This window comes from Streptomyces sp. NPDC048275, assembly GCF_040652275.1.
GTDB lineage: Bacteria > Actinomycetota > Actinomycetes > Streptomycetales > Streptomycetaceae > Streptomyces.
This window is the reverse complement of the sequence record NZ_JBEZLR010000013.1, coordinates 22,043-47,863: the sequence shown is the minus strand read 5'-3', so window position 1 is coordinate 47,863 and position 25,821 is coordinate 22,043. Positions and strand designations below refer to the sequence as shown.

Sequence of the window (25,821 nt, the reverse complement as noted above, 5' to 3'; positions counted from 1 at the left end):
TCCCCGTGGGACGCTATGTGATCCGGCGTCTGCTGCAGATGATCCCGGTCTTCATCGGCGCCACACTGCTGATCTTCCTGATGGTGAACGTGATGGGCGACCCCGTCGCGGGCCTGTGCGGCGAGCGGCAGTGCGATCCCGCCACGGCCGCCCAACTGCGCAAGGAGTTCGGCCTCGACAAGCCGGTGTGGCAGCAATACCTGACCTACATGGGCAACGTCTTCACCGGCGACTTCGGCACCGCCTTCAACGGCCAGCCGGTCACCGAGCTGATGGCCACCGCCTTCCCGGTCACCATCCGGCTGACGATCGTCGCCATCCTCTTCGAGATCGTCATCGGCATCCTGCTGGGCGTCATCACCGGACTGCGCCGCGGCCGGCCCGTCGACACCGGCGTCCTGCTGGGGGCCCTCGTCGTCATCTCGGTGCCGACCTTCGTCACCGGTCTGCTGCTCCAACTGCTGCTGGGCGTCGAGTGGGGCTGGATCAAACCGTCCGTGTCCTCGGACGCCACGTTCGGCGAACTCATCGTGCCCGGCCTGGTCCTGGCCTCCGTGTCCCTCGCCTATGTGACCCGGCTGACCCGGACCTCCATCGCGGAGAACAAACGGGCCGACTACGTCCGTACGGCCATCGCCAAGGGCCTGCCCCGGCACCGGGTCATCACCCGACACCTGCTGCGCAACTCGCTGATCCCGGTCGTCACCTTCATCGGCACGGACATCGGCGCGCTCATGGGCGGCGCGATCGTCACCGAACGGATCTTCAACATCCACGGCGTCGGCTACCAGCTCTACCAGGGGATTCTGCGACAGAGCACCCAGACCGTGGTCGGCTTCGTGACCGTCCTCGTCCTGGTCTTCCTGGTCGCCAACCTGCTCGTCGACCTCCTCTACGCCGTACTCGACCCGAGGATCCGCTATGCCTGAGCAGCCTCCGCACGAGCCAGGAGGCGCCATCGCCGCGACCGGCATGGGCGGTGCCATGGACCTCGCCACGAGCGAGGCGGCAACCCTGGAGAAGGTCCCGGGCGGACCGGAGGGCAGGGGTCCGCAGGAGAAACCCAGAAGCCTGTGGTCCGACGCCTGGCGGGACCTGCGGCGCAACCCCGTCTTCATCATCTCCGGGCTCGTCATCCTCTTCCTGGTCGTCATCTCCCTGTGGCCCTCGCTGATCGCCACCCAGAACCCCCTCAGGTGCGACCTCGCCAAGGCCCAGGAAGGCTCACAGCCGGGGCACCCCTTCGGGTTCGACGGCCAAGGCTGCGACGTCTACACGCGGGTGGTGTACGGCACCCGCGTCTCGATCAGCGTCGGTGTGTGCGCCACGCTCGGGGTCGCGATCCTCGGCTCGGTGCTCGGCGGGCTCGCCGGGTACTTCGGCGCGACGGGAGACGCGGTCCTGTCCCGGGTCACCGACATCTTCTTCGCGATCCCCGTCGTGCTCGGCGGTCTGGTCCTCCTCTCCGTGGTGACCAGTAGTACGATCTGGCCGGTCATCGGGTTCATGGTGCTGCTCGGCTGGCCGCAGATCTCCCGGATCGCGCGCGGCTCCGTCATCACCACCAAGCAGAACGACTACGTGGCGGCCGCCCGCGCCCTCGGCGCCTCCCACTCCCGCCTGCTGCTGCGGCACATCGCGCCGAACGCCGTCGCGCCGGTCATCGTCGTCGCCACCATCGCGCTCGGCACGTACATCTCCCTGGAGGCGACCCTCTCGTACCTCGGTGTCGGCCTGAAGCCACCGACGGTCAGCTGGGGCATCGACATCTCCTCGGCGTCCGCGTACATCCGCCAGGCCCCGCACATGCTGCTGTGGCCCGCCGGCGCCCTCGCGATCACCGTGCTCGCGTTCATCATGCTCGGCGACGCGGTGCGCGACGCCCTCGATCCGAAGCTGAGGTGACGGCCGTGCTGCTCGAAGTGCGGGATCTGCACGTGGAGTTCAGGACCAGGGACGGAGTCGCCAAAGCCGTCAACGGCGTCGACTACAGCGTCGACGAAGGCGAGACGCTCGCCGTCCTGGGCGAGTCCGGCTCCGGCAAGTCGGTGACCGCGCAGGCCGTGATGGGCATCCTCGACATGCCTCCCGGGAAGATCACGGGCGGGGAGATCCTCTTCCGGGGCAGGGACTTGCTGAAGCTCAAGGAGGAGGAGCGGCGCAAGGTGCGCGGCGCCGAGATGGCGATGATCTTCCAGGACGCGCTGTCGTCCCTGAACCCCGTGCTCAGCGTCGGCGACCAGCTCGGCGAGATGTTCACCGTCCACCGCGGGATGTCGCGGAAGGCCGCCCGGGCCAAGGCGATCGAGCTGATGGACCGGGTACGGATCCCGGCCGCCGCCGACCGGGTGCGCGACTATCCGCACCAGTTCTCCGGCGGCATGCGCCAGCGCATCATGATCGCCATGGCGCTGGCCCTCGAACCCGCGCTGATCATCGCCGACGAACCGACCACCGCGCTCGACGTCACCGTCCAGGCCCAAGTCATGGACCTGCTCGCCGAGTTGCAGCGCGAACTCGCCATGGGTCTCGTCCTCATCACCCACGACCTCGGCGTGGTCGCGGACGTCGCCGACCGGATCGCCGTCATGTACGCGGGCCGGATCGTCGAGTCCGCGCCGGTCCACGACCTCTACAAAGCCCCGGCGCACCCCTATACGAAGGGGCTCCTGGAGTCGATCCCCCGGCTCGACCAGAAGGGCCATGCCCTCTACGCGATCAAGGGACTGCCGCCGAACCTGATGCACATCCCGCCCGGCTGCGCCTTCAACCCGCGCTGCCCTATGGCCCAGGACGTGTGCCGGACCGACGTACCGCCGCTCTACGAGGTGGACGAAGACCGCAGGAGCGCCTGCCACTTCTGGCGGGAGTGCCTGCATGGCTGAGCCGATTCTCGAGGTCAGCGGCCTGGTCAAGCACTACCCCCTCACCAGGGGCATCCTCTTCAAGAAGCAGATCGGCGCCGTCAAGGCCGTCGACGGCGTCGACTTCCACCTCGGCCGCGGCGAGACCCTCGGCATCGTCGGCGAGTCCGGCTGCGGCAAGTCGACGGTCGCGAAGATGCTGGTCAACCTGGAGAAGCCGACGGCCGGGGTGATCAAGTACAAGGGCGAGGACATCACCCGACTGTCCGGCAAGGCGCTCAAAGCCGTACGCCGCAACATCCAGATGGTCTTCCAGGACCCCTACACCTCGCTCAACCCCCGCATGACCGTCGGCGACATCATCGGGGAGCCGTACGAGATCCACCCCGAGGTCGCGCCCAAGGGCGACCGGCGGCGGCGGGTCCAGGAGCTGCTGGACGTGGTCGGGCTCAACCCCGAGTACATCAACCGCTATCCGCACCAGTTCTCCGGCGGCCAGCGCCAACGCATCGGCATCGCCCGTGGGTTGGCGCTGCGCCCCGAGATCATCGTCGCGGACGAGCCGGTCTCCGCGCTCGACGTGTCGGTCCAGGCGCAGGTGATCAACCTCCTCGACCGGCTCCAGGACGACTTCGAACTGTCGTACATCTTCATCGCCCACGACCTGTCGATCGTCCGGCACATCTCGGACCGGGTCGGGGTGATGTACCTCGGGCGGATCGTGGAGATCGGCAAGGACGCGGAGATCTACGACCACCCCACGCACCCCTACACCCAGGCGCTGCTGTCCGCCGTCCCCGTCCCGGACCCCGAGGCCAGGGAACACCGCGAGCGGATCATCCTCTCGGGTGACGTCCCGTCCCCGACGAACATCCCCTCCGGGTGCCGCTTCCGCACCCGCTGCTGGAAGGCGCAGGAGCGCTGCGCCCTGGAGGTGCCGCTGCTCGCGGTCCCGGCGGAGTTCCGGTACGCGAGTGGTCCCGCGGCCCACGACTCGGCCTGCCACTTCGCGGAGGAGAAGCAGGTGGTGCCCCCGGAGAAACCACCGGACGATCTTGCAGAGGGCGGGGAATAGGCGTACAAACATGCATCAATCGCGTTAACACGCAGGCAACTCAGGCGACGCGATCTCGATATACGGACGCGTCACTCTGAACAACGTACGGCCGTGCGGGTGCCGTAAACGGACCGGGGCGCGCCATGTCGCCCCGGTCCGTTGCCCCTTTTTGCGCCTAAACCGGCGCCGCTCTCGCGGACCTGGCTGGTGCATCGCCGTGGTTCCTCAATTGATGGTTGCGGTGCTCCGTGGAATGTCGCCGCTCAGCCCAGCTTGAGAGCGCGCCGAAGGAAGTCCACCTGGAGCAGGAGCAGGTTCTCGGCGACCTGCTCCTGTGGGGTCATGTGCGTGACGCCCGACAGGGGCAGCACCTCGTGCGGGCGGCCCGCGGACAGCAGGGCCGAGGACAGGCGCAGGGCGTGCGCGAAGACGACATTGTCGTCGGCCGTGCCGTGCACGATCATCAGCGGCCGGTGCGGCTCGGCGGGGGAGGACAGGCCCTCGTCCGTCACCAGCGAGCTGTTCGCGTACGCCTCCGGGGACGTGGCAGGGTCCCCCAGGTACCGCTCCGTGTAGTGGGTGTCGTACAGCCGCCAGTCCGTGACCGGGGCGCCCGCGATGCCCGCGTGAAAGACGTCGGGGCGGCGCAGCACGGCCAGTCCGGCCAGCCAGCCGCCGTACGACCAGCCGCGGATCGCCACCCGCGACAGGTCCAGCGGGAAGCTCTCCGCGAGGCCGTGCAGCGCGTCGATCTGGTCGTCCAGGGAGCGGGTGAAGTCGTCGCGGACCGCCTTCTCCCAGGCGGGGGAGCGGCCGGGGGTGCCGCGGCCGTCGGCGACGATCACCGCGAAGCCCTGGTCCGCGAACCACTGCGAGGTGAGGTGGGCGTTGTGCGCGGCCAGCACGCGGGGGCCGTGCGGACCACCGTAGGGGTCCATGAGAACCGGCAGGGGAGTGTCACCGCGGTAGTCCGTAGGCATAAGCACGGCGCATGGAATTTTCCGTGCGCCCCCCTCGGTGAGGGTCACGCGCGGGGACAAACCAGGATGTTCGGCGTACGAGGTGACAGTCGCCGCCCGCTTGCCCTCGCGCAGTACCTGCACCTGGGCGCCCGGCTGGTCCGGCACGGACGAGACCAGTACGGTCACACCCCCGGCGCGTACTGCCGAGTGCACGCCGGGCTCCTGGGAGATGCGCTCGACGCCGAGCTCGTTGACGCGGTAGACATGCACCTCGCCGGTCTCCGGGGCCGGCGCGGACTTGCCCGCCGAGGCCGAGATCAGTACGTCGTCGTCCGAGACGTCCAGCACCGCGCGCACATGCAACTGCGGCCCGGTGAGCGGACGTTCACCGAACGCGAGGACCCGTGCCCCGCCCTCGTCGGCGATCCGTACGAGCTGTCCGCCGGGGCTCCAGCACGGCACTCCGGGGAAAAGATCCAGCCATTGTGGATCTTCGTCCGCGTGCACCATCCGCGTCGTTCCGGTGTCCGGGTCGACGGCCAGGAAGAGCTGGCTGCGCTGATCCCGGGCCTGCACCAGAATCAACGGCGCTCCGGCCGCTGACCAGTGCACATGCGCCAGATAGGGGTAGCGCGCCCGGTCCCAGGCGACCTCCGTACGCACTCCGTCGAGGGTGATCACGAAGAGCCTTACGTCCGCATTGTCCGTTCCGGCCACCGGGTAGGCGACCTGCTGCGGAGCGCGTTCCGGTTGTGAGGGATCGGAAATCCACCAGCGGCGAACGGGTGTGTCGTCGACCCGCGCCACGAGGAGCCGGTCCCCCTCCGGGGACCACCAGAAGCCGCGCGAACGCCCCATCTCCTCGGCCGCGATGAACTCCGCCAATCCATAGGAAACCGTCGCCGGCCCCGCCGCGGGCTCCGGCTCGGCGAGCACCCGGTCGTCCTCGCCCTCGGCGCCGACGACGCGCAGAGCGCCCCCGCGGACGTATGCGACGAGCCGTCCGTCGGGCGACGGGCGAGGGTCGATCACCGGGCCCGGGACGCGGATTTCACGTGCCGTGCCGGCCCGCAGCTCGGCCGTGAAAAGCCGCCCTGACAACGCGAAAGAGGCCAACTCGACCGCCGTGTCGGTCGCGTAGCCGACGATCCCGGCACCGCCCTCGCGACTGCGTTCGCGGCGCGCCCGCTCCGCCGCCGACAGCCGTTCCGTGGAACCCCCGAGCAGGGTCCCCGGATCGGCCGCGACGCGCTCCTTCCCCTCCGCGACATCGAGGACCCACAGCTGATTCGCCCGGTCCGTACCGGAGCGAGACCTCAGGAACACGACGCGGGAACCGTCCGGAGAGACGGTGAACGCGCGGGGCGCGCCGAGGGTGAACCGCTGCGTGCGGGCGTAGCGGCGCGGGAAGGAGAGAGGCTCGGTCGTCATGCCCTGACCATATTGGCCATGCGCCCCCTTGTGCGGCCGTGCGCCGATCGATGCGCGCGCCCGGATAGTTATGATCGCTAGCGGTCTGTGGGTATGAACCCGCTGGCCGCTGTACGGAATTACCGACCCCCATGTCCGACCCCCCATGTCCCTGGGATCTTTGGAGGTGAGCCGCCGTGGCACTCTCGATTTCGGCGGTGGTGCTGCTGGCGATCATCGTCGTCATCCTGGTCAAGAAGTCCGGGCTGAAGGCGGGGCACGCGATCGTGTGTGTCCTGTTCGGCTTCTATCTCGCATCCTCGACGATGGCGCCCACCATCAGCGACCTCACCACGAATGTCGCGGACATGATCGGTAGTTTCAAGTTCTGACGGGTGCCGGGTGAGCACCCGGAGTCGGGGATCGAACCCCGGTTCGGCGAGGCGCCGGTCGATGAGTCGGCCGAGGAGTTCGTCACTCGTACGGGCCAGGGGAGGGGCTCCTGGCCCAACGAGGCCAATGTGTCCCTCGTCGTCATCCGGGTCGACGATTGGCGCATTTGGGCCAGTTCCGATGACCATGAGCAGGCATTACCGGGGCCACGGGTGGCCCATACGTGCCAATCGCTCATGGCGAGGCCCCCGGTCGGTGAGCCGTCAGCCTTCGGAGGCGTACGGCACGAAGGCCGCCCACGTGTCCGGCGTGAGCGCGAGCTGGGGGCCGGCGGTGTTCTTGGAGTCGCGGACGTGCACCGTGGCGGGGGTGGTGGCGATTTCTACGCAGGAGTCGCCTTCACTGCTGCTGCTGTAGCTGCTCTTGAACCAGTCCAGCTCGGGAGCGTCCCCGGCCGGGATGTTGCGCGTCATGTTTCTCCCAGCAGTTGCTCGATGAAGGCCATCGACTCCCGTGGGGTGAGAGCCTGAGCCCGGATGATGCCATACCGCAGTTCCAGGATGCGGAGTTGCCTCGGCTCAGCGACCGGGCGGCCGTTGGCCAGTCCAGGGGAACGTCCGACCGCCGAACCCTCCGCGAACTTCAGCACCTCGATCCCACCGGCCACTCCGGCGTGCTCCTCGCGGTTCGTCGGCATCACTTGGATCTCGACGTTCCGCAACTGTCCGATCTCAAGCAAGTGTTCAAGCTGTTGGCGCAGCACCATTTTCCCCCCGAGTGGACGCCGAAGCACCCACTCTTCCTGGACGAAGCTGAGCTCAGGCGCAGGTTCCCGCTCGAAGACAATCTTTCGAGCCAGGCGCGCGGCCACGAACCTCTCCACCTCATCCTCGGTGTAGGCAGGCCGCCGCATCAGGAGCAGAGCCCGCGCGTACTCCGGCGTCTGCAACAGCCCATGAACGTTCAAGGGGTCGTAGAGCTGCAACTCGACAGCCTGCCCCTCCATCTTCGCCAGATCCCGCACCTTCTTCGGATACCGGACCTTCGCCACGTCCTCCTTCATCGCCGAGAGCAACCCACCCGCCCCCAACACCTCGTCCGCCGTGTCCAGATAGTCCGGCCGGGGAATCCGCTTCCCGCCCTCGATCTTGTAGACCATGTCCTCGCCGTACCCGACCGCCTTCCCGAACTCGGCGGCCCGCATCCCCACGGCCTCCCTGCGGAGCTTCAGCTGCCGTCCGACGGTCGCGACGACCGCCACACCCCAGTCGTCGTCCGGGTCCACCTCCCAACCCGGCTCGTCCGCCTCGCCCTTGAGCCGGACCGGCTCGCCGTCCACCTGTCGCATCGCGCACCCCTCCGTCGTACCGCCGTGCCTCAACGCTCCCTACCCGTACGACCGTTCCGGACCGGCCGGACATCACCGGACAGTCACCGTACGTATCGGTGTCGTCACTGTTCACGGTAGGCGCACACCGCCACGCTGAGTGACGTGAATCAAGAAACAGCCGCCCCCGAGGCTCAGCCCGGCACTCGCATCCGCAACTTCAGCGTCCTCCTGTCGCCGACGCCACGCGGAGCCCGCCTCGGCCGTCTTCTCGCCACCGAGCAACTCCGCGCCTGGGGACTCCCCTTGGACCCGGCGGCGCACATCGTCGCCGAACTGGCGGCCAACGCGGCGACGCACGGGCGCGTCCCGGGCCGCGACTTCCGGCTCACGCTCTACGTCGTCGCAGGCACGCTCCGGATCGAGGTCACGGACACCCGTGGTGACCGTCTTCCGTGCGCCCGGCACTCCGCCCCCGACGCCGAGTCCGGCCGTGGTCTCGTCCTCGTCGACGCCTTGGCCGACCGCTGGGGCTGCACGTCGGGGCCGCCCCCGCGCAAGACGGTATGGGCCGAGCTGGACCTCGCACCGGAACCCGGCGGCTCAGCGTGCGCAGAGTCCGGTATCGCGGGCAAGCCGATTCCGCGTCCCGAGCGCACCCCTGACGCGCTGCGCGCGGCCCTGGCCATCGTCGATCCGGGCCGTCTGGTGGAGATGCAGGCCACGAAGGATGAGGCATTCGCCAAGGCGGTCGAGTGGCGGTCACCTAGCCCCGTGCGGAGCTGGGTCCTGGCCTGGGCCCGAGACATCGAAATCGCGCGTTGCCCCGATCTGTCCGCCCGTTACTCCCGCGCGAAGAGCCATCTGGAACACGAAGATCCGGCCATCGCGCAGCAAGCGCTGCGGGAACTGTGCTCCGTCCTCGACGAGGCTGGGTCCAGGGCCTGACCATGCTGAACGAGAAAAAGCTTCGCAGTCGCTATCTGGAGATCATCCGGCGGTGTAACAAGATCGCCCTCGACGCCGACCCGATGGGCGGCGATCTCAAGCAGCGCCGACCGATCTACGAGGAGTGACAGGCGACGAGGAGGGGGCGGATGGGGAGCGGGTGCCTCGTAGGGTGGGTTCCATGACGGAACTGCCCGACCGGCGTCTGCTCCTGGTGCACGCGCACCCGGACGACGAGTCGATCAACAATGGCGCCACCATGGCCAGGTATGCGGCCGAGGGCGCCCATGTGACGCTGGTGACCTGCACCCTAGGCGAGGAGGGCGAGGTCATCCCGTCCGAGCTCGCCCACCTCGCCCCGGACCGGGACGGCGGACTCGGCCCGCACCGGATCGGCGAGCTGGCCGCCGCCATGAAGGAGCTCGGGGTCACCGACCACCGGTTCCTCGGCGGCCCCGGGCGCTTCCACGACTCCGGGATGATGGGCCTCGAGCAGAACCACCGCGCGGGCGCCTTCTGGTCCGCCGATGTCGACGCCGCCGCCGCGCACCTCGTCGAGGTGATCCGCGAGGTACGCCCCCAGGTGCTCGTCACCTACGACCCCGACGGGGGCTACGGACACCCGGACCACATCCAGGCCCACCGCGTCGCGACGCGTGCCGCCGAGCTGGCCGCGGCGGCCGCCTTCCGCCCGGACCTCGGCGAACCCTGGGAGATCGCCAAGGTCTACTGGAACCGCGTACCGCGCCCGGTCGCCGAGGAGGGCTTCCGGCGGCTGCGCGAGGCGCTTCCCGGGCTGCCGTTCGGCGCGTCGGCCGCCGTGGACGACGTACCGGGTGTGGTCGACGAGGCGGTGATCACCACCGAGATCGACGGGACCGCGTACGCCGCCGCCAAGGCCGCCGCCATGCGCGCGCACGCCACCCAGATCGAGGTCGCCGAGCCGTGGTTCGCGCTCTCGAACCAGCTGGCGCAGCCGCTGTTCGGCACGGAGTACTACCAGTTGGTGCGCCCGGAGCGGGCCGGAATCGGCACCGGAACCGGTGCTGGTGCCGGTCGGGAGACGGACTTGTTCGCGGGGATCGTTGCGAGCGGTGCGACCGGTCCGGCTGCTCGGCGAGAGGTGGAGGAACGATGAGTACGACGGGACCGCGCGGGAGCGCGCTCGCCCAGCCGCTGACGCGCCCGTCGGGCGGGCGGATCGCCGCCCACCTGGGGCTTTTTGTGCTCGGCGCGGTGATCGGGGTCGCCGGCGCGCTGGTGCAATCCGGCTGGTTCCCGGGTGGGTTGCTGCTCGCCCTGGTCGGCGCGGCCGGACTCTTCCTGGGCGGCTCGCGGGCGACCGGTTCGCGGGCCGGCGCCGTGGCGCCCGCGGCGGGCTGGATGGTCGCCGTCGTCCTGCTCACCTCGACCCGCCCGGAAGGGGACTTCCTCTTCGGCGCGGGCCTGGGCTCGTACCTTTTCCTGCTCGGCGGGATGGCCGTGGGTGTGATGTGCGCCACGCTTGGCCAGGGGCGGCAACCAGCCGAGTCCGCGGTCCGACTTGGGAAGTGACGTACCACTTCGCCGTATCGGACACGTGCAAGTCCCGTGGGGGTTTCCTCGGCGGGCGAGGTTTGCGCGCTGAATATGGCCAGTATGGTGGTGCGCGCCGCCGAGCTGCCCGAGATGAGGTCGAGTAAACGGGCGGCGGAGCCAACCGGGAGAACCTGCCTTGAGTCGTGAAACTGACAGTTCGTCCTCCGGGCCCAACGGGCGCGGTGGAGCCGTGTACCCGTCGGGGACGCCGCCGTACGGGACGCCCACGGCTTCCGAAAGCGGTGCCGACGCGGGCCGTTCGGCCACGGGCACCCCGCCGGAGGATCGCAAGACCGAGACCACGCTGACGACACGGATCCGGATCAACATCCCCGGGTCGCGGCCCATCCCGCCGGTCGTCGTGCGGACGCCGGTCGCCGACGCCGACGCGTCCGCCGATGCCGCGGGAGCACCCGCGGAGGCGCCGCGCGCCATGAGTTCGCCGAGTTCGCCCATGGGCGCGGGCGCGGCCGCGACGGCGGGGGTGTCGGGATCCGCACCCACACCGCCGTCCGCGCCCGCATCGCCGTCCGCGTCCACGACCGGATTCGCGTCCATGGACCGTTCCGGCGAGTCCGCCGCTCCGGCCAGGGAGAAGCCCAGCGACTGGTTCGCACCCCGCAAGTCCGGTGCGCCGGGCGGCGGTTCCACCAACGGGGCAGGCCTGCCCGGCGGTTCGGGGCCCGCAGGTCCCGCCGCGCCGCAGGGCGCGGGCGCGCCGGGCGGCACCGGTGCCGGCGGAGCGCGTCCGAGTGCTCCGGGCGGCCGAGGGCCGGGCGCTGCCGGTGGCGCGAGCGGTTCGGGTCCCTTGGGCGCCGCGGGCGGTGCCCGACCCGGCGGGGCGAACGGGCCCCGACCCGGCGGTGGCGGTACGAACGGTGCCGGGCTGCCCGGTGCCACCGGCGCCGGACCCGTGGCGCCGGGGCACGGCGGCGGCACCGGTTCCTTCGACGTCTCCGCGGCGCTGAGCAACACGGCCTCTTTCCCGGCCATAGGGAGCGACGGCGCGGGTGGCGAACCGCGGCGTGACGACCTCCCGTACTTCGCGGAGAACTTCGCCGACAACGGCAGGGGCGGTCCCGCGGGCCCGACCGGCGGTCCGGTCACCGGGGACGGCCCGCTGGTCCCGCCGGCCGGCCCGGGCGTGGCTCCGGGCAGCCTGGCCGCGGGTCCGGGCAGGCCGGGCGCCGGCCCGGGGCAGGCTCTGGCCAGGCCGGGCGCGGGTCCGGGTGGTCCGGGCGCAGGACCTGGGCAGGGTCCGGGCGGTTTCGCCGGGGGACCGGGGCAGGGTCCGGGCGGTCCGGCCGCAAGGCCGGGCGGAGCCGGTGCTCCCGGCCGGGACATGGGATACCCGGGCGGCGGCCTCAGCGACGACACCGCGATCCTCACCCCGCAAAAGCCCGCGCCCGAGCCGGTCGGCCAGGGCTACGGCGGCGCTGGGGACAACGTCTCCGGGCACACCCTGACCAGCGGCATCCCCGTTGTGCCGACGGCCGCCGAGAACTTTTCGCTCGGTCCGGGCTCGCACCTCGACGGCCCGCTGCCGCACACCCCGCCGAAGACGCCCGAGCCGGCCCCGAAGCCCGCCGCCTCGTCGAAGCCGGCCAAGAAGAAGGGCCGCAGCAAGCGGATGCTGCTGGTCGTCGGCGTGGTCGCCGTCGGCGGCGGCGCCTACGGTGCGGGCCTGCTCATGAACCACTCGGACGTACCCAAGGGCACCACCGTGCTCGGCGTCGACATCGGCGGCGGCACCCGCGACGACGCCGTCAAGAAGCTCGACGACGCCTTCGGGGATCGTACGAACAAGGCGCTCAAGCTGTCCGTCGACGGCGACACGGTCTCGCTCAAGCCGGACCAGGCCGGGCTCCAGCTCGACAGCCAGGCCACGGTCCGCGCCGCCGCGGGCAGCGACTACAACCCCGTCTCCGTGATCGGCTCGCTGTTCGGCCAGCAACGCGTCGTCGAGCCCGCGATGCCCGTCGACGAGGAGAAGCTGCAGGCCGCCCTGGAGGGCGTCGCAGCCGGCTCCGGATCGGTGAGCGACGGCACCATCAAGTTCCAGGCGGGCAAGGCCGTCTCCGTGTACGGCAAGGCGGGCAAGGGCATCGACGTGGCGTCCTCGACCCAGGCCGTCGAGGACGCGTACCGCACGCAGGTGGAGACCGGCACGACCGACGCGGTGCGGGTCGCCACCAAGACCCGCCAGCCGACGATCTCGAACACCGAGGTCGACCGGGTGATGACGAGTTTCGCGAAGCCCGCGATGTCCGCGAACGTCACGGTGCGGACGGATGCCCTCCACACCATCTCGTTCAGCCCGCAGAACTCCATCTGGAAGTTCCTGAGCGTGCGCCCGGTCAACGGCAAGCTGGTCGAGTACTACGACCTCGATGTCCTCAAGGGGCTGTACGGCGGCGCCTTCGACGGCATCAAGATCACCAAGGGTGACGGCAGCAAGAAGGACGTGAGCCCGCAGGACGTCGCCTCGGCCCTCGGCCAGGCGCTGCGCGGGAAGACGGCGGCCGACCGCATCGTGACCATCTCGACCGACCCCAGCTAGCGGGTTCGTCCCGGCATACGACAAGAGGGCACCCGGCCATGGCACGCCTGGCCGGGTGCCCTCTCGTATGCCCTCTTGCCGTACGCCGACGCCCGATGCAGCGTTGCTCCGAGCAGGCCTTGGCGAGCGGGTGTCGAAGGGGCGGTGTGCGGGCCGTGGACGGGATGACGCTCGATCTGCACCCGGGCGAGACCGTCGCCCTGCTGGGTCCGAACGGCGCGGGCAAGTCGACCACGCTGGACCTGCTCCTCGGCCTCAAGCACGCCGACAGTGGCGCGGTCCGGGTGTTCGACACCAGCCCGCGGTGCCATCGTCGGCGGCCGGGTCGGCACCATGCTGCAGAGCGGCGGCCTGAGGGACGAGGTGACGGTCGGCGAGCTGGTGAAACGCGCGTGCAAAACCCCTACGGCCCCAGGGCGAACCTCAGTTGAGCCTCGCCCGCGCGGCCCGGGCCTGCCCCCGCACCCGCTCCGCCACTGCCACATCCACCGCGGCGATCATCTCCGCATACGCATCCAGCTCCACGGCCCCACCCAGGAAGTCACCGCGCTGAACGAGCAACTGGGCCCGTTCGTACCGCAGCCGCGCCGGATGCGAAGGCAGCAGCAGCGACAACTCGACCGCCCACAGCGCCACATCCGACCGCTCGGGCCGGGCGGCCGCCCACGCCCGGATGTTGTTCAGGATCCGCAGAACGACATCGAGCGGATCGGCGGGGGCGAGCATCGAGGGGTCGATGGGCGCACCGGTGGCCCCCGCGACGAGCAACTCGGCGTCGGAGCCGCTCAGCACCCGCCCGCCGTCGAAGGGATCGGCGAGCACCTGCTGCTCGGTCGGCCCGAAGCCGACCACGAAATGCCCGGGCAGGGCAACCCCGTACACCGGCGCTCCGGCCCGCCGTGCGACCTCCATCCAGACCACGGAGAGCAGGATGGGCAGCCCGCGCCGGCGCCGCAGCACCTGGTGCAGCAGCGAAGACCCCAGCCGCTGGTAGTCCCCGGGCGAGCCCCGGAACCCGCAGCGCCCGCCGAGCAGTTCGGCGAGCGCGGTCGCCCAGGACCGCGGCCCACCGGGCCGGAACGGGAGCTGCCCCGCCAACCGGTCCAGCTCGATCTGCGCCTCGTCCATCCCCGTCTCGTCCAGCGTCCCGTCCGCCGCCGCCCCCACCAGCAGACACAGCACCGCCAGATCGGGCCGCTCGGACCGTGCCTCCTCGGCGAACCGCCGCCGCACCTCGGCGGCCCGCTCCGGTTCCGGGGGATGAGGGGGACGCATGGCAGCCTCGCGCTCCTTCACGCCGGTCGCGGGCGGTCGGTATCGGGCGCGCGGTAGTGGTGATACGCGTGGTGCGCCCCGAAGCCCATTCCGGCGTACAACGCCCGCGCCCCCGTGTTGTCCGTCTCCACCTGGAGCCAGGCCGCCGAGGCGCCCTCGTCCAGGGCGCGTTCCGCCAGGGCCGCCATCACGGCGGTGGCCAGACCCCGGCGGCGCTCGGCGGGGTCGACCTCGACGGCCGCGAACCCGGCCCACCGGCCGTCGACCACGCACCGCCCGATCGCGGCCGGAGCGCCACCCGCCGCGCCGGGCACCGTCGCGAACCACACCGAGGGCCCGCTGCCCAGCACCTTCAGCGCGACCTCGCTCAACCCCTTGCGCTGATAGCGGTCCAGCCACGCCTGGTCCGCCGTGCGCGAGAGGGCGACCTCGGGCGCCTCGCGGTCGGCGAGGGGCGCGAGCGAGCCGATCCACAGCTCGGCCGTCACCTCACGCGCCCAGCCGCGCGCCTCCAGCTCCGCGCAGAGCAGTTCCTGCGTGCCCTCGGCGCCGGTGGCGGTCTGGACGTAGGCGGGCAGGTCACGAGCCGTGTACCAGTCGCGTACGTAGGCCAGTGCCTCGTCCAGCGGCCGACCGGGATCGCCGAGGGGCAGCACGGAGTTCGCGCGCCGGGTGAACCCGGACGCCGCCCGCAGTTCCCACCCGCCGAGCCGCTCGCTGTCCACCGGCTGCCAGGCCCGCGCGGCGACCGGCGCCAGCTCCTCGTACGAGGCGGCCGGGCCCCGCCGACGCGCCGGAGCGGCCGGCACCACCTTGCCCGCGACCAGCGAGGATTCCGGAATCCGGACGCTCTCCCCGCCCCGTCGCGTGATCAGCAGCACGTCGCCGTCCCATGATGTGAGAACACCCACCGTGTCGGTGAACTTCTCACCCCCGGGTCCATGTTCGCTCAAGCGCCGCACGGAGACGCGTTTGCCCACGTCAGCAGCGGTGATACGGACCTCAAGGCGGCCAGAAGCTGAGATTTCCACAGGTCAGTTCACCCCTCCTGTTCGGATCATGCCCAAGAACGGAGATACTAGATGCGGGCATCGACGACGCCGCGCTCCCGCGCGCCAGGCGGCGGAGCCTACGGAGGCCCGCCAGCGCCCTATCGAGGAGGAACGACAGCGTGACCTACGTCATCGCGCAGCCTTGTGTCGACGTCAAGGACAAGGCGTGCATCGAGGAGTGCCCGGTCGACTGCATCTACGAGGGCTCCCGGTCCTTGTACATCCACCCGGACGAATGCGTCGACTGTGGAGCCTGTGAGCCGGTGTGCCCGGTCGAGGCGATCTTCTACGAAGACGACACTCCCGAAGAGTGGAAGGACTACTACAAGGCGAACGTCGAGTTCTTCGACGAGCTCGGCTCGCCCGGCGGCGCCAGCAAGCTCGGCCTGATCGAGCGTGACCATCCCTTCGTCGCAGCGCTGCCGCCGCAGAACCAGTAAGCGGCCCGCAAGCACGCGCCGCCTCGGTCCCGTACGGCCTGATCGCCTTGATCGCCGTACGGGACCGAGGCGTTTGCCGTACCAGCGAGTACAGAGAAAGTGAGCCCGATCCCGTGTCCGCAGTCTCCGACCGGCTTCCCACCTTCCCCTGGGACAAGCTGGAGCCCTTCAAGGCGACGGCCGCCGCTCACCCGGGCGGCATCGTCGACCTGTCCGTCGGTACCCCGGTCGACCCGGTGCCCGAGCTGATCCAGAAAGCTCTGGTCGCGGCCGCGGACTCGCCGGGCTATCCCACGGTGTGGGGCACGCCCGAACTGCGGGACGCGCTCACGGGCTGGGTGCAGCGGCGGCTCGGCGCGCGCGACGTCACCCACCACCACGTGCTCCCGGTCGTCGGCTCCAAGGAACTCGTCGCCTGGCTCCCGACGCAGCTGGGCCTGGGCCCCGGCGACAAGGTCGCGTTCCCGCGGCTGGCGTACCCGACGTACGAGGTCGGCGCCCGGCTGGCCCGCGCGGAGTACGTCGCCTACGACGACCCGACGGACCTGGACCCGACCGATCTCAAGCTCCTGTGGCTCAACTCGCCGTCGAACCCGACGGGCAAGGTCCTCTCCAAGGAGGAACTCACCCGGATCGTCGCGTGGGCCCGGGAAAACGACGTGCTCGTCTTCTCCGACGAGTGCTACATCGAGCTGGGCTGGGAGGCCGACCCGGTCTCGGTCCTGCACCCGGACGTGTGCGGCGGCTCGTACGAGGGGATCGTCTCCGTCCACTCGCTCTCGAAGCGGTCGAACCTGGCCGGCTACCGCGCCGCGTTCCTCGCGGGCGACCCCGCCGTCCTCGGTGACCTCCTGCAGATCCGCAAGCACGGCGGCATGATGACGTCGGCGCCGACCCAGGCCGCCGTGGTCGCCGCCCTGTCGGACGACACCCACGTCCGCGAACAGCGCGACCGCTACGCCGCCCGTCGCACCGCCCTGCGCGACGCCCTGCTGCGGCACGGCTTCCGCATCGAGCACAGCGAGGCCAGCCTGTACCTGTGGGCCACCCGGGACGAGTCCTGCTGGGACACGGTGGCCCGGCTGGCGGAGCTGGGCATCCTCGTCGCGCCGGGCGACTTCTACGGCCCGGCGGGCGAGAAGTTCGTACGGGTGGCTCTGACGGCGACGGACGAGCGGGTGGCTGCGGCGGTGGAACGCCTGGAGAGCCTGGAGCGGTAACTGCGGTAACTGCTGGACCTGCTCAGGGCAAGCGAAACGGGGCCAGGGAACGGCTTCCCTGGCCCCGTCGCCGTACGGCTGTGGCGGCTAGCCGAGCGGCAGGCCCTTGAGGGGCAGGCCACCCTTGGTCACCGCGTCGGTCGGCAGACCCTTGGCCACCGCGTCGGTCGGCAGGCCGCCCTTGGCCGCCCCGTCGGTCGGCAGGCCGCCCTTGGTGGCCGTGCGGGCCGGGACGCTCTTGGTCTTCGCGCGGGCCGGTACGCCCTTGGTGGCCGTGCGGGCCGGTACGCCCTTGGTCACCGCGCGGGCCGGGGCCCCCTTGGTCACCGCGGCGGTCGGCAGGCCGCCCTTGGTCGCCGTCTTCGCGGTGTCACCGAGCAGACCCCCGGCCTGACCCGCCGTGTCCCCGGCCACCTGCGTCGCGGCCGGCGTCGCCGTCTTGGCGACCTTGCCGCCGGCCTTGCCCGTGGCCGGCACCGCCTTCTTGACCGCGTCGCCGCCGGTCGTGCCCGCGAGTCCGGTGACGTTCTGCGTCGCACCGTCGACCGTGTTGCCGACCTGCGCCCCGTCCGGGGCGGTCAGACCGCCGAGGCTGGGGGTGGCCGGGAGTTCGGCCGCCGCGCTGGCGGAGCCGGCCGCACCGACCACGGGCGCCGCTCCCGCTGCGATGAGCAGCGCAGCACGGGCGATCCTGCGGGTCAGGGGGAGGGACATGATGCTCCTTAGACGGAAGAGAACGGTGAAGTGTCCGTCCACGCCCGGGAGTTGACCGACCGGCTGTCGGTCTGTCTGTTGCCTGCTGATCGTCCGGGCTCGGACGCAGTGACTACCGCTCGAAACGCCCGAAGGTTGCGGTGACACACGGTAAAGAGTTGGTAATGCTTCGCATTATCGGCTGCGGATAAAAGCGGGCAAAAAGCATCCGGTCGGAAAGTCTGCCGAATCCTTACGGCTCTTTGCTTTCAAGGGGCGAGGCCGATTCGGCGGTGCGGACGCGAAAACCTGCGCCCATCGTCGCCGCGAGGCGCCGCGTGTTCCCCGGAAGGGTGAGGACCCGTACTACTGTGCAGTGACGATGTGGACCTCTGCCGCGGACTCCTTCGCCGCCGAGCCGTCCGTGTCGTCGGACGTGCGCCACTCGCCGTCCCTTCTCCCGGCCGTCCACTCCCGCCCCGCGTACGAGACCCGTTCGATGTGCAGCGCGGCGGAGTTGGCCACGGCCCAGTGCGCGAGCTCCCAGCCGCGCTGCCGCACACCGGTCTCCGTGGTGGTCTCTTCGCCTACCGGCACGGTCACGGTCCGTCCCGCGCCTGTCGGCGAGGGCGAGGGCGTCGGCGATGCTGTCGATGAGGCGGTGGAGCCGGCGGCACTCACGGCGGCTGCCGTCTCCTGCAGCACGTCGCGGCCGAAGTCCCGCACGAGAGCGGTCCGCACCGAGTCCGGGCTGCCGGCCACGGTCTTCTCGGCGTGGCCTTCACAGGTCAGCGCGGCCGCCGCGCGGCCGGTCAGGGCGGCGGCCAGCAGCGTGGCGTCCGGCTCGTGCTTCGCATAGGCCTCCGGATAGCCACTGCGCTGCACGCGCTGCGCGGCGACCGTGAGCGGTAGCTGCGTGTAGTCCGGCACCTTGACCAGGTGATCGTAGAACTCCCCCGCCGCGTATATCGGATCCATGATCTGCTTCGTCGTCCCCCAGCCCTGCGAGGGCCGCTGCTGGAACAGGCCGAGCGAGTCCCGGTCGCCGTGCTGGATGTTGCGCAGCGCCGACTCCTGGAGCGCGGTCGCCAGGGCGATGGTCACGGCGCGCTCGGGCAGGCCGCGGGAGGTGCCGACCGCCGAGATCGCCGCCGCGTTCTGCGCCTGCTCGGGCGTGAACTCGTACGACGTGCCGTCGTCCTTGCCCGCGACGACCGTGCAGAGAGGCTCACCGGTCCCTCCTGTGAGGTACTGCACCGCGAGATACCCCGCGAGCGCGAGCAGGACCACGAGGGCCGCCCCGGAACGCAGGAGGCGGCCGTGACGGACGGGCGGGGTGGGGGACGGCTCTGACACGACGTACAAGGTACTGGAGGTCACTGTCTGCGGTCTGTGAGGTTGTGGACAACCATGGCGCGCTAGGGTCGACGGCATGGCCGATACCCCCCTTGACCTCACGCTGGACGCCGCCGAGCTCACCGCGCAGCTCGTCGACTTCCCCTCGGAGAGCGGCAACGAGAAGCCGCTCGCGGACGCCATCGAGACCGCGCTGCGGGCGCTGCCGCATCTGACGGTCGACCGGTACGGCAACAACGTCGTGGCGCGTACGAACCTGGGGCGGGCCGAGCGCGTGATCCTCGCCGGCCACATCGACACGGTCCCCATCGCCGACAACGTCCCCTCCCGTCTCGACGAGGACGGCGTCCTGTGGGGCTGCGGCACCTGCGACATGAAGTCGGGAGTGGCGGTCCAGCTCCGCATCGCGGCCACGGTCCCCGACCCCAATCGCGACCTCACCTTCGTCTTCTACGACAACGAAGAGGTCGCGGCCCATCTGAACGGCCTGAAGCATGTGGCCGAGGCCCACCCCGAGTGGCTGGCGGGAGACTTCGCGATCCTCCTGGAGCCGACGGACGGTCAGGTCGAAGGCGGCTGCCAGGGCACGCTCAGGGTGTTCCTGAAGACCAAGGGGGAGCGCGCGCACTCCGCGCGCGCGTGGATGGGCTCCAACGCGATCCACGCCGTGGCCCCCATCCTGGCCAAGCTGGCGGCGTACGAGCCGCGCACGCCGATCGTCGACGGCCTTCAGTTCCACGAGGGCCTCAACGCCGTCCGCATCGAGGGGGGCGTGGCCACCAACGTCATCCCCGACGCCTGCACGGTCGTCGTCAACTTCCGCTACGCGCCCGACCGCAGCGAGGCCGAGGCGGAGGCCTTCGTGCGCGACTTCTTCGCGGACTGCGACGTGGACGAGTTCATCGTCGACGACCACACGGGCGGGGCCAGGCCCGGACTGACCCACCCCGCCGCGGCGGCCTTCATGGCGGCCGTCGGGGGCGAGGCCCGTCCCAAGTTCGGCTGGACGGACGTCGCCCGCTTCAGTGCGCTCGGGGTGCCCGCGGTGAACTACGGCCCCGGTGCCCAGCTCTTGGCCCACAAGGTGGACGAGCGGGTCCGGGCGTCCGCGATTCCCGAGGCCGAGGAGCGCCTGCGCGCCTGGTTGACTTCCGGCTGACTTCTGATGGACCGCGGGTGTGGTGCGCGGCGGACATGCGCATGTCCCCCCTCCGTAACCAGCGGAGATCTACGCTGGGGCTGAAACACCGCAAGCGGAGGGAGCGCACATGGCTACTGGCAACCCCGAGGGCAAGAAGCGGCCACCGAAGGAGCAGCGGCTGGGACCGGTGCTGCGCAGGCGGGATCAGGTGCAGTCGAGCACCACGGATCAGCGGCTGCTGGACGCGGGCGGGCCCTCCGACTGGGTGCACACGGACCCCTGGCGGGTCCTGCGTATCCAGTCGGAGTTCATCGAAGGCTTCGGCACGCTGGCCGAACTCCCGCCCGCGATCAGCGTGTTCGGCTCCGCCCGTACGCCGGTGGACTCGCCCGAGTACGACACGGGCGTCGCCCTCGGACGGGGTCTGGTCGAAGCCGGCTTCGCCGTCATCACCGGTGGTGGTCCCGGTGCCATGGAGGCTGCCAACAAGGGCGCCTGCGAGGCCAAGGGCATCTCCGTCGGCCTCGGCATCGAGCTCCCCTTCGAACAGGGACTCAACCCCTACGTCGACATCGGCCTCAACTTCCGCTACTTCTTCGTGCGCAAGATGATGTTCGTCAAGTACGCGCAGGGATTCGTGGTCCTGCCCGGCGGGCTCGGCACCCTCGACGAACTCTTCGAGGCGCTCACCCTGGTCCAGACCCAGAAGGTCACCCGCTTCCCCATCGTCCTCTTCGGTACGGAGTACTGGGGCGGGCTGGTCGACTGGCTCAAGAACACCCTCATCGCCCAGGGCAAGGCCTCGGAGAAGGATCTGCTGTTGTTCCATCTCACGGACGAGGTGGAGGAGGCAGTGGCCCTGGTGTCGAAGGAGGCCGGCCGGTAGGTGGTGGGGCGGCGTCGGTTTCTTCCCGTCCTCCGGGGGGCTCCGCCCTCGGACCCCCGGCAGGTGGTTGTTCGGCTGCGGGGCGGTGGGGGCTGGGGGCGGAGCCCCCAGGGATGGGACGGGTAGGGGCGGCGGGGGCGAGAATCCCTACGCCAGCCCCCGCCGGGCCACCGCCGGAGGCCGCCACCCCGCGATCGACGCCACCATGTCCAGGACCTGCCGCGTCTCCGCCACCTCGTGCACCCGGTACACCTGCGCCCCCAGCCACGCCGAAACGGCCGTCGTCGCCAACGTCCCCACCACCCGTTCCTTCACCGGCTTGTCGAGCGTCTCGCCGACGAAGTCCTTGTTGGAGAGGGAGACGAGCACGGGCCACCCCGTGTCCACCATCTCGCCCAGCCGCCGCGTCGCCTCCAGACTGTGCCGCGTGTTCTTCCCGAAGTCGTGCCCGGGATCGATCAGCACGGACTCCCGCGGCACCCCCAAAGACACCGCCCGCTCGGCCAGCCCGACGGTCACCCGCAGAATGTCGGCCATGACATCCTCGTACGCGATCCGATGCGGACGCGTACGCGGCTGCGAGCCCCCGGCATGGGTGCACACGAGCCCCACCCCGTACCGCGCGGCGACCTCCGCGAGCCGCGGATCGACCCCGCCCCACGCGTCGTTGAGCAGATCCGCCCCGACCTCGCAGACCGCCTCCCCGACCTCGTGCCGCCAGGTGTCGACGCTGATGATCACGTCGGGGAAGCGGCGACGCACCTCGGCGACGAAACCGACCGTACGACGCGCCTCCTCCTCGGCCGTGACCTCCTCGCCGGGGCCGGCCTTGACCCCGCCGATGTCGATGATGGCGGCACCCTCGGACACCGCCTGCTCCACGCGGGCGAGCGCGGGCTCGTCGCGGAAGGTGGCTCCTTGGTCGTAGAAGGAGTCCGGGGTCCGGTTCACGATCGCCATGATCACCGGCTCGTGCGGGTCGAATTCCCGCCTGCCCAGCCTGAGCATCCCCTATGACCTCTCCCAGTAAGTCCACTGATAAGCCGCCTGCGACCTTAACTGTCAGACTCGCATGGCACGATCGGACCCTGACACTTCCAGTTTCAGTACTTCCGCGCCGGCGCGCCCGCGTCGGCACAGAGCGTGGGGACCTCAGCGATGTTCATGTTCTTGTTCCTGGTCGTCGCGCTCGCCGTCGTGGTCGCCGCGGTGACACTGTCCGTGGTGGGCGGCGGTGAGAGCGCGCCCCTGCCCGAGGCGACGCCCGAGCGGCTGGACGATCGGCTGCCCGCGGACCGTCCGGTCAACCGTGCGGATGTGGAGGCCCTGCGCTTCCCGCTGGCCGCCCGCGGCTACCGCATGGCGGACGTGGACGACGCCCTCGGCCGCCTCGGCGCCGAGATCGCCGAGCGGGACGCCAGGATCGCCGACCTGGTGGCCGCGCTCGAAGGCGCCCGAGCCACCGCCGCCACCTCGCTGCGGAAGTCGGACGAGGGAGAGCGGGAATGAGCGACGCGCTCGCCGGGCCCGACGGAGCCCTGCGCTGCCCCTGGGCACTGTCGACCGAGGACTACATCTCGTACCACGACGAGGAATGGGGCCGCCCGGTCCACGGCGACGACGCGCTGTACGAGCGTCTCTGCCTGGAGGCCTTCCAATCAGGGCTGTCCTGGATCACCATCCTGCGCCGCCGACCGGGTTTCCGGGCCGCCTTCGCCGACTTCGAGATCGCCAAGGTCGCGACCTTCACGTACGCCGACCAGGAGCGCCTGCTGGGCGACACGGGCATCATCCGCAACCGCGCGAAGATCGACGCGACCGTCGCCAACGCGCGCGTGCTGGCCGACTGGGCGCCGGGGGAGCTGGACGAGCTGATCTGGTCCTTCGCCCCCGCCCCGGCCACCAGCCCGGCCCCGAAGAAGCTGTCCGACGTGCCGGCGGTCACCGACGAGTCGACCGCTCTCTCCAAGACCCTCAAAAAGCGCGGCATCCGCTTCGTCGGCCCGACCACGGCCTACGCCTTGATGCAGGCGTGCGGTCTCGTCAACGACCACTTGGCGGATTGCGCCGCGCGCAGTCTGTAGCGGCGCGGGGCTGTGACCTCGCGCGGCTCCGCAGCGTGGGCGCGACAGGGGCTAGGACCGGCCGGACCGGTCCTTAGGGCCTGTCCGGCGGATCATGCCGGAGACGCGGGGTCTGGTGCGCCGATCTGCAGCGTTGTCGTCGGTTGCCGACGCTCCGCGTAGACGCCCTCCTCCGCCTTGCAGCTCGACGCACCAGACCCCGCTCACCTACGCCGACAAGGCGCCGCCGCTTCCCTCCGACCTGATCCGCCGGACAGGCCCTGGCCCCCGCCCGCACCTCCCCGCGAACCGTCACCGCCCCAAATACTTCGGCTTCTGCTTCTCGACGAACGCCCGCACGGCGATCGTGTGATCCTCGGAGGCACCCGCCCGCGCCTGCAACTCGTCCTCCTTCTCCAAGGTCTCGTCCAGGGAGTGGGACATGCCGTAGGCGAGGGACTCCTTCAGCGCGGCGTACGCGACGGTCGGCCCCGCGGCCAGCCCGCGAGCCATCTTCACCGCCTCCGCGGCCAGCTCCGCCGAGGGAACCACCCGATTCGCGATCCCCAGCTCGTACGCCTCCTGCGCGCCGATGCTGCGCGGAAAGAGCAGCAGGTCGGCGGCCCGGCCGGGGCCGACCACGCGCGGCAGCGTCCAGGAGATCCCGGAGTCCGCGGTCAGCGCGACTCCGGCGAACGACGTGTTGAAGGCGGCGGTGTCGGCGACGATCCGATAGTCCGCGGCGAGCGCGAAGCCGAAACCGGCCCCGGCCGCGACGCCGTTCACCGCGGCCACGACCGGCTTCGCGGCGCCGGTCAGGGCGCGCACGATCGGGTTGTAGTGCTCGCGGACGGTGCTCATCGTGTGCCCCGACCCCGACTCCTTCTCGGCGGCGAGCAGCCCGATGTGCTCCTTCAGGTCCTGGCCGACGCAGAACGCCCGGTCACCGGCGGCGGTGAGCAGGATCGCCCGTACGCCGTCGTCCGCCGCCGCCTGCTGCGCCGCGTCCCGGAAGGCGACCTTGGTCTCGATGTTCATCGCGTTCATGGCCTCGGGACGATTCAGCGTGATCGTCGCGAGTCCGTCGCTCACCTCGTAGAGCACGGTGTCGGCCATGGTGGGTCCCCTCCGGTGTCGCGGCTCCGTCGTACCCGTCGGTACGTCCTGCGTCCGAGGACAGCATGCAGGACAGCATGACGGAGATCACGGTCCGGGGTGCGGACGGGACATGTGACCTCGGTCAAAGAATTCCGAGCCGTGGAAGTCCATGCGGCGGCGCAGTATCGCAGTCACATCGCCGAATTGAGTGGTTTTGCTCAAGCGCGTTGCGCAAGCGATGCCGACTGATGTTGGTCATCGGGTCCTGAGATGCGGGATAATGGCTAGGAAGCAATGTGTTCGATGCCGGTGACGCGTGTCCTATGAGAGGACGTGCGTGCCCTCCAAGGGGCCGTCGGCGACGATGAGCTGGTTTCAGGAAGGGGAACGAGCATGGCGGCCATGAAGCCGCGGACGGGCGATGGCCCGCTCGAGGTGACCAAGGAGGGGCGGGGCATCGTCATGCGCGTTCCGCTCGAAGGCGGCGGTCGGCTCGTCGTCGAGCTGACCCCTGACGAGGCCGACGCGCTCGGCGACGCCCTCAAGAAGGTCGTCGGCTGACGCGGAACGCGACCATACCTTTTCAGCTGCCCCGGCATCGTATTCGGTGCCGGGGCAGCGGTGTATCAGGGGTGCGTCGTCGACGTATCCCCTGGTAAGGGCGCAGGTCAGGTGTGTAGTCAGGTGTGTACGGGAGAGTTGCCGGTCAGCGTTTGACCGCGCACAGCAGACCGTCGCCCACGGGCAGCAGCGAGGGCACCAGGTCCTGGCTCTCGCGCACCGCGCGCAGCAGTTCGCGCAGTCGGCCGACCTCCGCGGGCTGCGGTCCCGAGTCCACCGTGCGGCCGTCCGCGAAGACGCCCTCGAAGACGATGAGCCCGCCCGGGCGCAGTAGGCGCAACGATTCAGCGAGATAGTCCAGGCACTCGAGGCGGTCGCCGTCGCAGAAGACCAGGTCGTATCCGGAGTCCGCGAGGCGGGGCAGTACGTCCAGTGCGCGACCGGGGATGAAGCGCGCGCGGTTGCTGGCGAAGCCGGCCGCACGGAAGGCCTGGCGGGCGAACTGCTGGCGGTCCGGCTCCGAGTCCACGGTGGTCAGCACCCCGTCCGGCCGCATGCCGTGCAGCAGATGAATTCCGGAGACACCGGTCCCGGTACCGATCTCCGCGACCGCTTTCGCGTCCACGGTGGCGGCGAGCAACCGCAGCGCGGCGCCCGTGCCGGGCGACACCGGGCGCAGCCCTGCCTCGCGGGCCCGGTCGCGGGCCCAGCGCAGCGCCTCGTCCTCGGCGACAAAGGCGTCGGAGAACGCCCAGCTCGTCTGCCGGTTGCCGGTAATGACCCTCTCCTGTCCCCGTGGTTGCCTGGGCGTGACTGTATCCGTTGGTGCCGGGAACCCGCAGATGGGACCGGGCGTTTAGAGGGGTGGGGAATCAGAGCGGGGGGAAGCGGATGAATCAGGACGCACAGCGGGACACGGAGCAGGGCATGGAGCGGG

At 70.5% G+C, this 25,821-nt stretch carries 25 protein-coding genes and 3 pseudogenes; 18 read left to right on the top strand and 10 right to left on the bottom strand.

What is annotated here, in order from left to right; all coding sequences use genetic code 11:
- Window positions 1–5 precede the first annotated feature (5 nt).
- From AB0D57_RS11115 to AB0D57_RS11100, 4 genes are read left to right on the top strand one after another with little or no spacing between them, the layout of a single operon-like run.
- Window positions 6–929, top strand: a complete 924-nt coding sequence (locus AB0D57_RS11115; protein WP_362070241.1) for an ABC transporter permease — start codon at window positions 6–8, stop codon at window positions 927–929.
- Complete coding sequence (locus AB0D57_RS11110; protein ID WP_362070238.1) at window positions 922–1,905, top strand: ABC transporter permease; 984 nt, start codon at window positions 922–924, stop codon at window positions 1,903–1,905. Before AB0D57_RS11115 ends, AB0D57_RS11110 begins: the two co-directional genes overlap by 8 nt.
- Before the next feature lie 5 nt (window positions 1,906–1,910).
- The gene (locus tag AB0D57_RS11105) at window positions 1,911–2,885 is read left to right on the top strand and encodes an ABC transporter ATP-binding protein (RefSeq protein WP_362070235.1); all 975 of its coding nucleotides are present in this window, start codon (window positions 1,911–1,913) and stop codon (window positions 2,883–2,885) included.
- The gene (locus AB0D57_RS11100) at window positions 2,878–3,939 is read left to right on the top strand and encodes a dipeptide ABC transporter ATP-binding protein (RefSeq protein ID WP_362070232.1); all 1,062 of its coding nucleotides are present in this window, start codon (window positions 2,878–2,880) and stop codon (window positions 3,937–3,939) included. The genes AB0D57_RS11105 and AB0D57_RS11100 overlap by 8 nt, the downstream gene beginning before the upstream one ends.
- A 245-nt stretch (window positions 3,940–4,184) precedes the next feature.
- Here AB0D57_RS11100 and AB0D57_RS11095 read toward each other — a convergent pair whose 3' ends face one another.
- Window positions 4,185–6,314, bottom strand: a complete 2,130-nt coding sequence (locus AB0D57_RS11095; protein WP_362070229.1) for a prolyl oligopeptidase family serine peptidase — start codon at window positions 6,312–6,314, stop codon at window positions 4,185–4,187.
- 176 nt (window positions 6,315–6,490) lie between these two features.
- Between AB0D57_RS11095 and AB0D57_RS11090 the strand changes: the two genes are divergently transcribed.
- Window positions 6,491–6,685 (top strand): hypothetical protein, encoded by a 195-nt coding sequence (locus AB0D57_RS11090; protein WP_362070226.1) that lies wholly within the window; start codon window positions 6,491–6,493, stop codon window positions 6,683–6,685.
- A gap of 264 nt (window positions 6,686–6,949) precedes the next feature.
- Here AB0D57_RS11090 and AB0D57_RS11085 read toward each other — a convergent pair whose 3' ends face one another.
- On the bottom strand, window positions 6,950–7,159 hold the full coding sequence (locus AB0D57_RS11085; RefSeq protein WP_362070223.1) for a DUF397 domain-containing protein: 210 nt from the start codon (window positions 7,157–7,159) through the stop codon (window positions 6,950–6,952).
- Window positions 7,156–8,034: a helix-turn-helix transcriptional regulator gene (locus AB0D57_RS11080; RefSeq protein ID WP_362070220.1), complete on the bottom strand. Its 879-nt coding sequence runs from the start codon at window positions 8,032–8,034 to the stop codon at window positions 7,156–7,158. Before AB0D57_RS11080 ends, AB0D57_RS11085 begins: the two co-directional genes overlap by 4 nt.
- 144 nt (window positions 8,035–8,178) lie before the next feature.
- Here AB0D57_RS11080 and AB0D57_RS11075 point away from each other — a divergent pair.
- From AB0D57_RS11075 to AB0D57_RS11050, 6 genes and pseudogenes are all read left to right on the top strand, one after another.
- Window positions 8,179–8,610: pseudogene (locus AB0D57_RS11075) on the top strand (ATP-binding protein); the annotation flags it as partial.
- Window positions 8,611–8,963: 353 nt separating this feature from the next.
- Window positions 8,964–9,089: a hypothetical protein gene (locus tag AB0D57_RS11070; RefSeq protein WP_362070217.1), complete on the top strand. Its 126-nt coding sequence runs from the start codon at window positions 8,964–8,966 to the stop codon at window positions 9,087–9,089.
- A gap of 53 nt (window positions 9,090–9,142) precedes the next feature.
- A complete protein-coding gene (gene mshB / locus AB0D57_RS11065) occupies window positions 9,143–10,099 on the top strand; it encodes an N-acetyl-1-D-myo-inositol-2-amino-2-deoxy-alpha-D-glucopyranoside deacetylase (protein ID WP_362070214.1) in 957 nt (318 codons plus the stop codon).
- On the top strand, window positions 10,096–10,515 hold the full coding sequence (locus AB0D57_RS11060) for a DUF6113 family protein (protein ID WP_362070211.1): 420 nt from the start codon (window positions 10,096–10,098) through the stop codon (window positions 10,513–10,515). Before mshB ends, AB0D57_RS11060 begins: the two co-directional genes overlap by 4 nt.
- Before the next feature lie 160 nt (window positions 10,516–10,675).
- Window positions 10,676–13,099, top strand: a complete 2,424-nt coding sequence (locus tag AB0D57_RS11055; protein WP_362070208.1) for a hypothetical protein — start codon at window positions 10,676–10,678, stop codon at window positions 13,097–13,099.
- A 95-nt stretch (window positions 13,100–13,194) separates the two neighbouring features.
- Window positions 13,195–13,495: pseudogene (locus AB0D57_RS11050) on the top strand (ATP-binding cassette domain-containing protein); the annotation flags it as partial.
- A 27-nt stretch (window positions 13,496–13,522) separates the two neighbouring features.
- Here the strand turns inward: AB0D57_RS11050 and AB0D57_RS11045 are convergent.
- Together AB0D57_RS11045 and AB0D57_RS11040 are read right to left on the bottom strand one after the other, a co-directional pair.
- Window positions 13,523–14,374, bottom strand: a complete 852-nt coding sequence (locus AB0D57_RS11045) for a transglutaminase-like domain-containing protein (protein WP_362070205.1) — start codon at window positions 14,372–14,374, stop codon at window positions 13,523–13,525.
- Between the two features lie 17 nt (window positions 14,375–14,391).
- Window positions 14,392–15,405 (bottom strand): GNAT family N-acetyltransferase, encoded by a 1,014-nt coding sequence (locus tag AB0D57_RS11040; RefSeq protein ID WP_362070202.1) that lies wholly within the window; start codon window positions 15,403–15,405, stop codon window positions 14,392–14,394.
- 140 nt (window positions 15,406–15,545) lie between these two features.
- Between AB0D57_RS11040 and fdxA the strand changes: the two genes are divergently transcribed.
- A complete protein-coding gene (gene fdxA / locus AB0D57_RS11035) occupies window positions 15,546–15,866 on the top strand; it encodes a ferredoxin (RefSeq protein ID WP_019058397.1) in 321 nt (106 codons plus the stop codon).
- Window positions 15,867–15,979: 113 nt separating this feature from the next.
- Window positions 15,980–17,086, top strand: coding sequence for a bifunctional succinyldiaminopimelate transaminase/glutamate-prephenate aminotransferase (locus AB0D57_RS11030; RefSeq protein WP_362070198.1), 1,107 nt, complete (start codon window positions 15,980–15,982; stop codon window positions 17,084–17,086).
- A 315-nt stretch (window positions 17,087–17,401) separates the two neighbouring features.
- Here the strand turns inward: AB0D57_RS11030 and AB0D57_RS11025 are convergent.
- Together AB0D57_RS11025 and AB0D57_RS11020 are read right to left on the bottom strand one after the other, a co-directional pair.
- Window positions 17,402–17,800: pseudogene (locus tag AB0D57_RS11025) on the bottom strand (ATP-binding protein); the annotation flags it as partial.
- A gap of 345 nt (window positions 17,801–18,145) precedes the next feature.
- Window positions 18,146–19,135, bottom strand: a complete 990-nt coding sequence (locus AB0D57_RS11020; protein ID WP_362070195.1) for a heavy metal transporter — start codon at window positions 19,133–19,135, stop codon at window positions 18,146–18,148.
- Between the two features lie 76 nt (window positions 19,136–19,211).
- On the opposite strand from AB0D57_RS11020, the gene dapE reads away from it, so the two are divergent.
- Window positions 19,212–20,294 (top strand): succinyl-diaminopimelate desuccinylase, encoded by a 1,083-nt coding sequence (gene dapE, locus AB0D57_RS11015; RefSeq protein ID WP_362070192.1) that lies wholly within the window; start codon window positions 19,212–19,214, stop codon window positions 20,292–20,294.
- Window positions 20,295–20,403: 109 nt separating this feature from the next.
- Window positions 20,404–21,162 carry a TIGR00730 family Rossman fold protein gene (locus tag AB0D57_RS11010; protein WP_362070189.1) on the top strand — a complete coding sequence of 253 codons (759 nt, stop codon included), beginning with the start codon at window positions 20,404–20,406 and terminating at the stop codon, window positions 21,160–21,162.
- Window positions 21,163–21,309: 147 nt separating this feature from the next.
- Here the strand turns inward: AB0D57_RS11010 and folP are convergent, their stop codons facing one another.
- Window positions 21,310–22,170 carry a dihydropteroate synthase gene (gene folP, locus AB0D57_RS11005; protein WP_362070186.1) on the bottom strand — a complete coding sequence of 287 codons (861 nt, stop codon included), beginning with the start codon at window positions 22,168–22,170 and terminating at the stop codon, window positions 21,310–21,312.
- Window positions 22,171–22,320: 150 nt separating this feature from the next.
- On the opposite strand from folP, the gene AB0D57_RS11000 reads away from it, so the two are divergent.
- Entirely contained in the window at window positions 22,321–22,671 is a 351-nt protein-coding gene (locus AB0D57_RS11000; RefSeq protein WP_362070183.1) for a DivIVA domain-containing protein, read from the top strand.
- Window positions 22,668–23,246, top strand: coding sequence for a DNA-3-methyladenine glycosylase I (locus AB0D57_RS10995; protein WP_362070180.1), 579 nt, complete (start codon window positions 22,668–22,670; stop codon window positions 23,244–23,246). Before AB0D57_RS11000 ends, AB0D57_RS10995 begins: the two co-directional genes overlap by 4 nt.
- 291 nt (window positions 23,247–23,537) lie before the next feature.
- Here AB0D57_RS10995 and AB0D57_RS10990 read toward each other — a convergent pair whose 3' ends face one another.
- Window positions 23,538–24,341 carry an enoyl-CoA hydratase-related protein gene (locus tag AB0D57_RS10990; protein ID WP_362070177.1) on the bottom strand — a complete coding sequence of 268 codons (804 nt, stop codon included), beginning with the start codon at window positions 24,339–24,341 and terminating at the stop codon, window positions 23,538–23,540.
- 375 nt (window positions 24,342–24,716) lie between these two features.
- Between AB0D57_RS10990 and AB0D57_RS10985 the strand changes: the two genes are divergently transcribed.
- Window positions 24,717–24,884, top strand: coding sequence for a DUF3117 domain-containing protein (locus AB0D57_RS10985; RefSeq protein WP_003966491.1), 168 nt, complete (start codon window positions 24,717–24,719; stop codon window positions 24,882–24,884).
- 145 nt (window positions 24,885–25,029) lie between these two features.
- On the opposite strand, the gene AB0D57_RS10980 is transcribed toward AB0D57_RS10985, so the two are convergent.
- Window positions 25,030–25,728: an O-methyltransferase gene (locus AB0D57_RS10980; RefSeq protein WP_362070422.1), complete on the bottom strand. Its 699-nt coding sequence runs from the start codon at window positions 25,726–25,728 to the stop codon at window positions 25,030–25,032.
- Window positions 25,729–25,821: the final 93 nt, after the last annotated feature.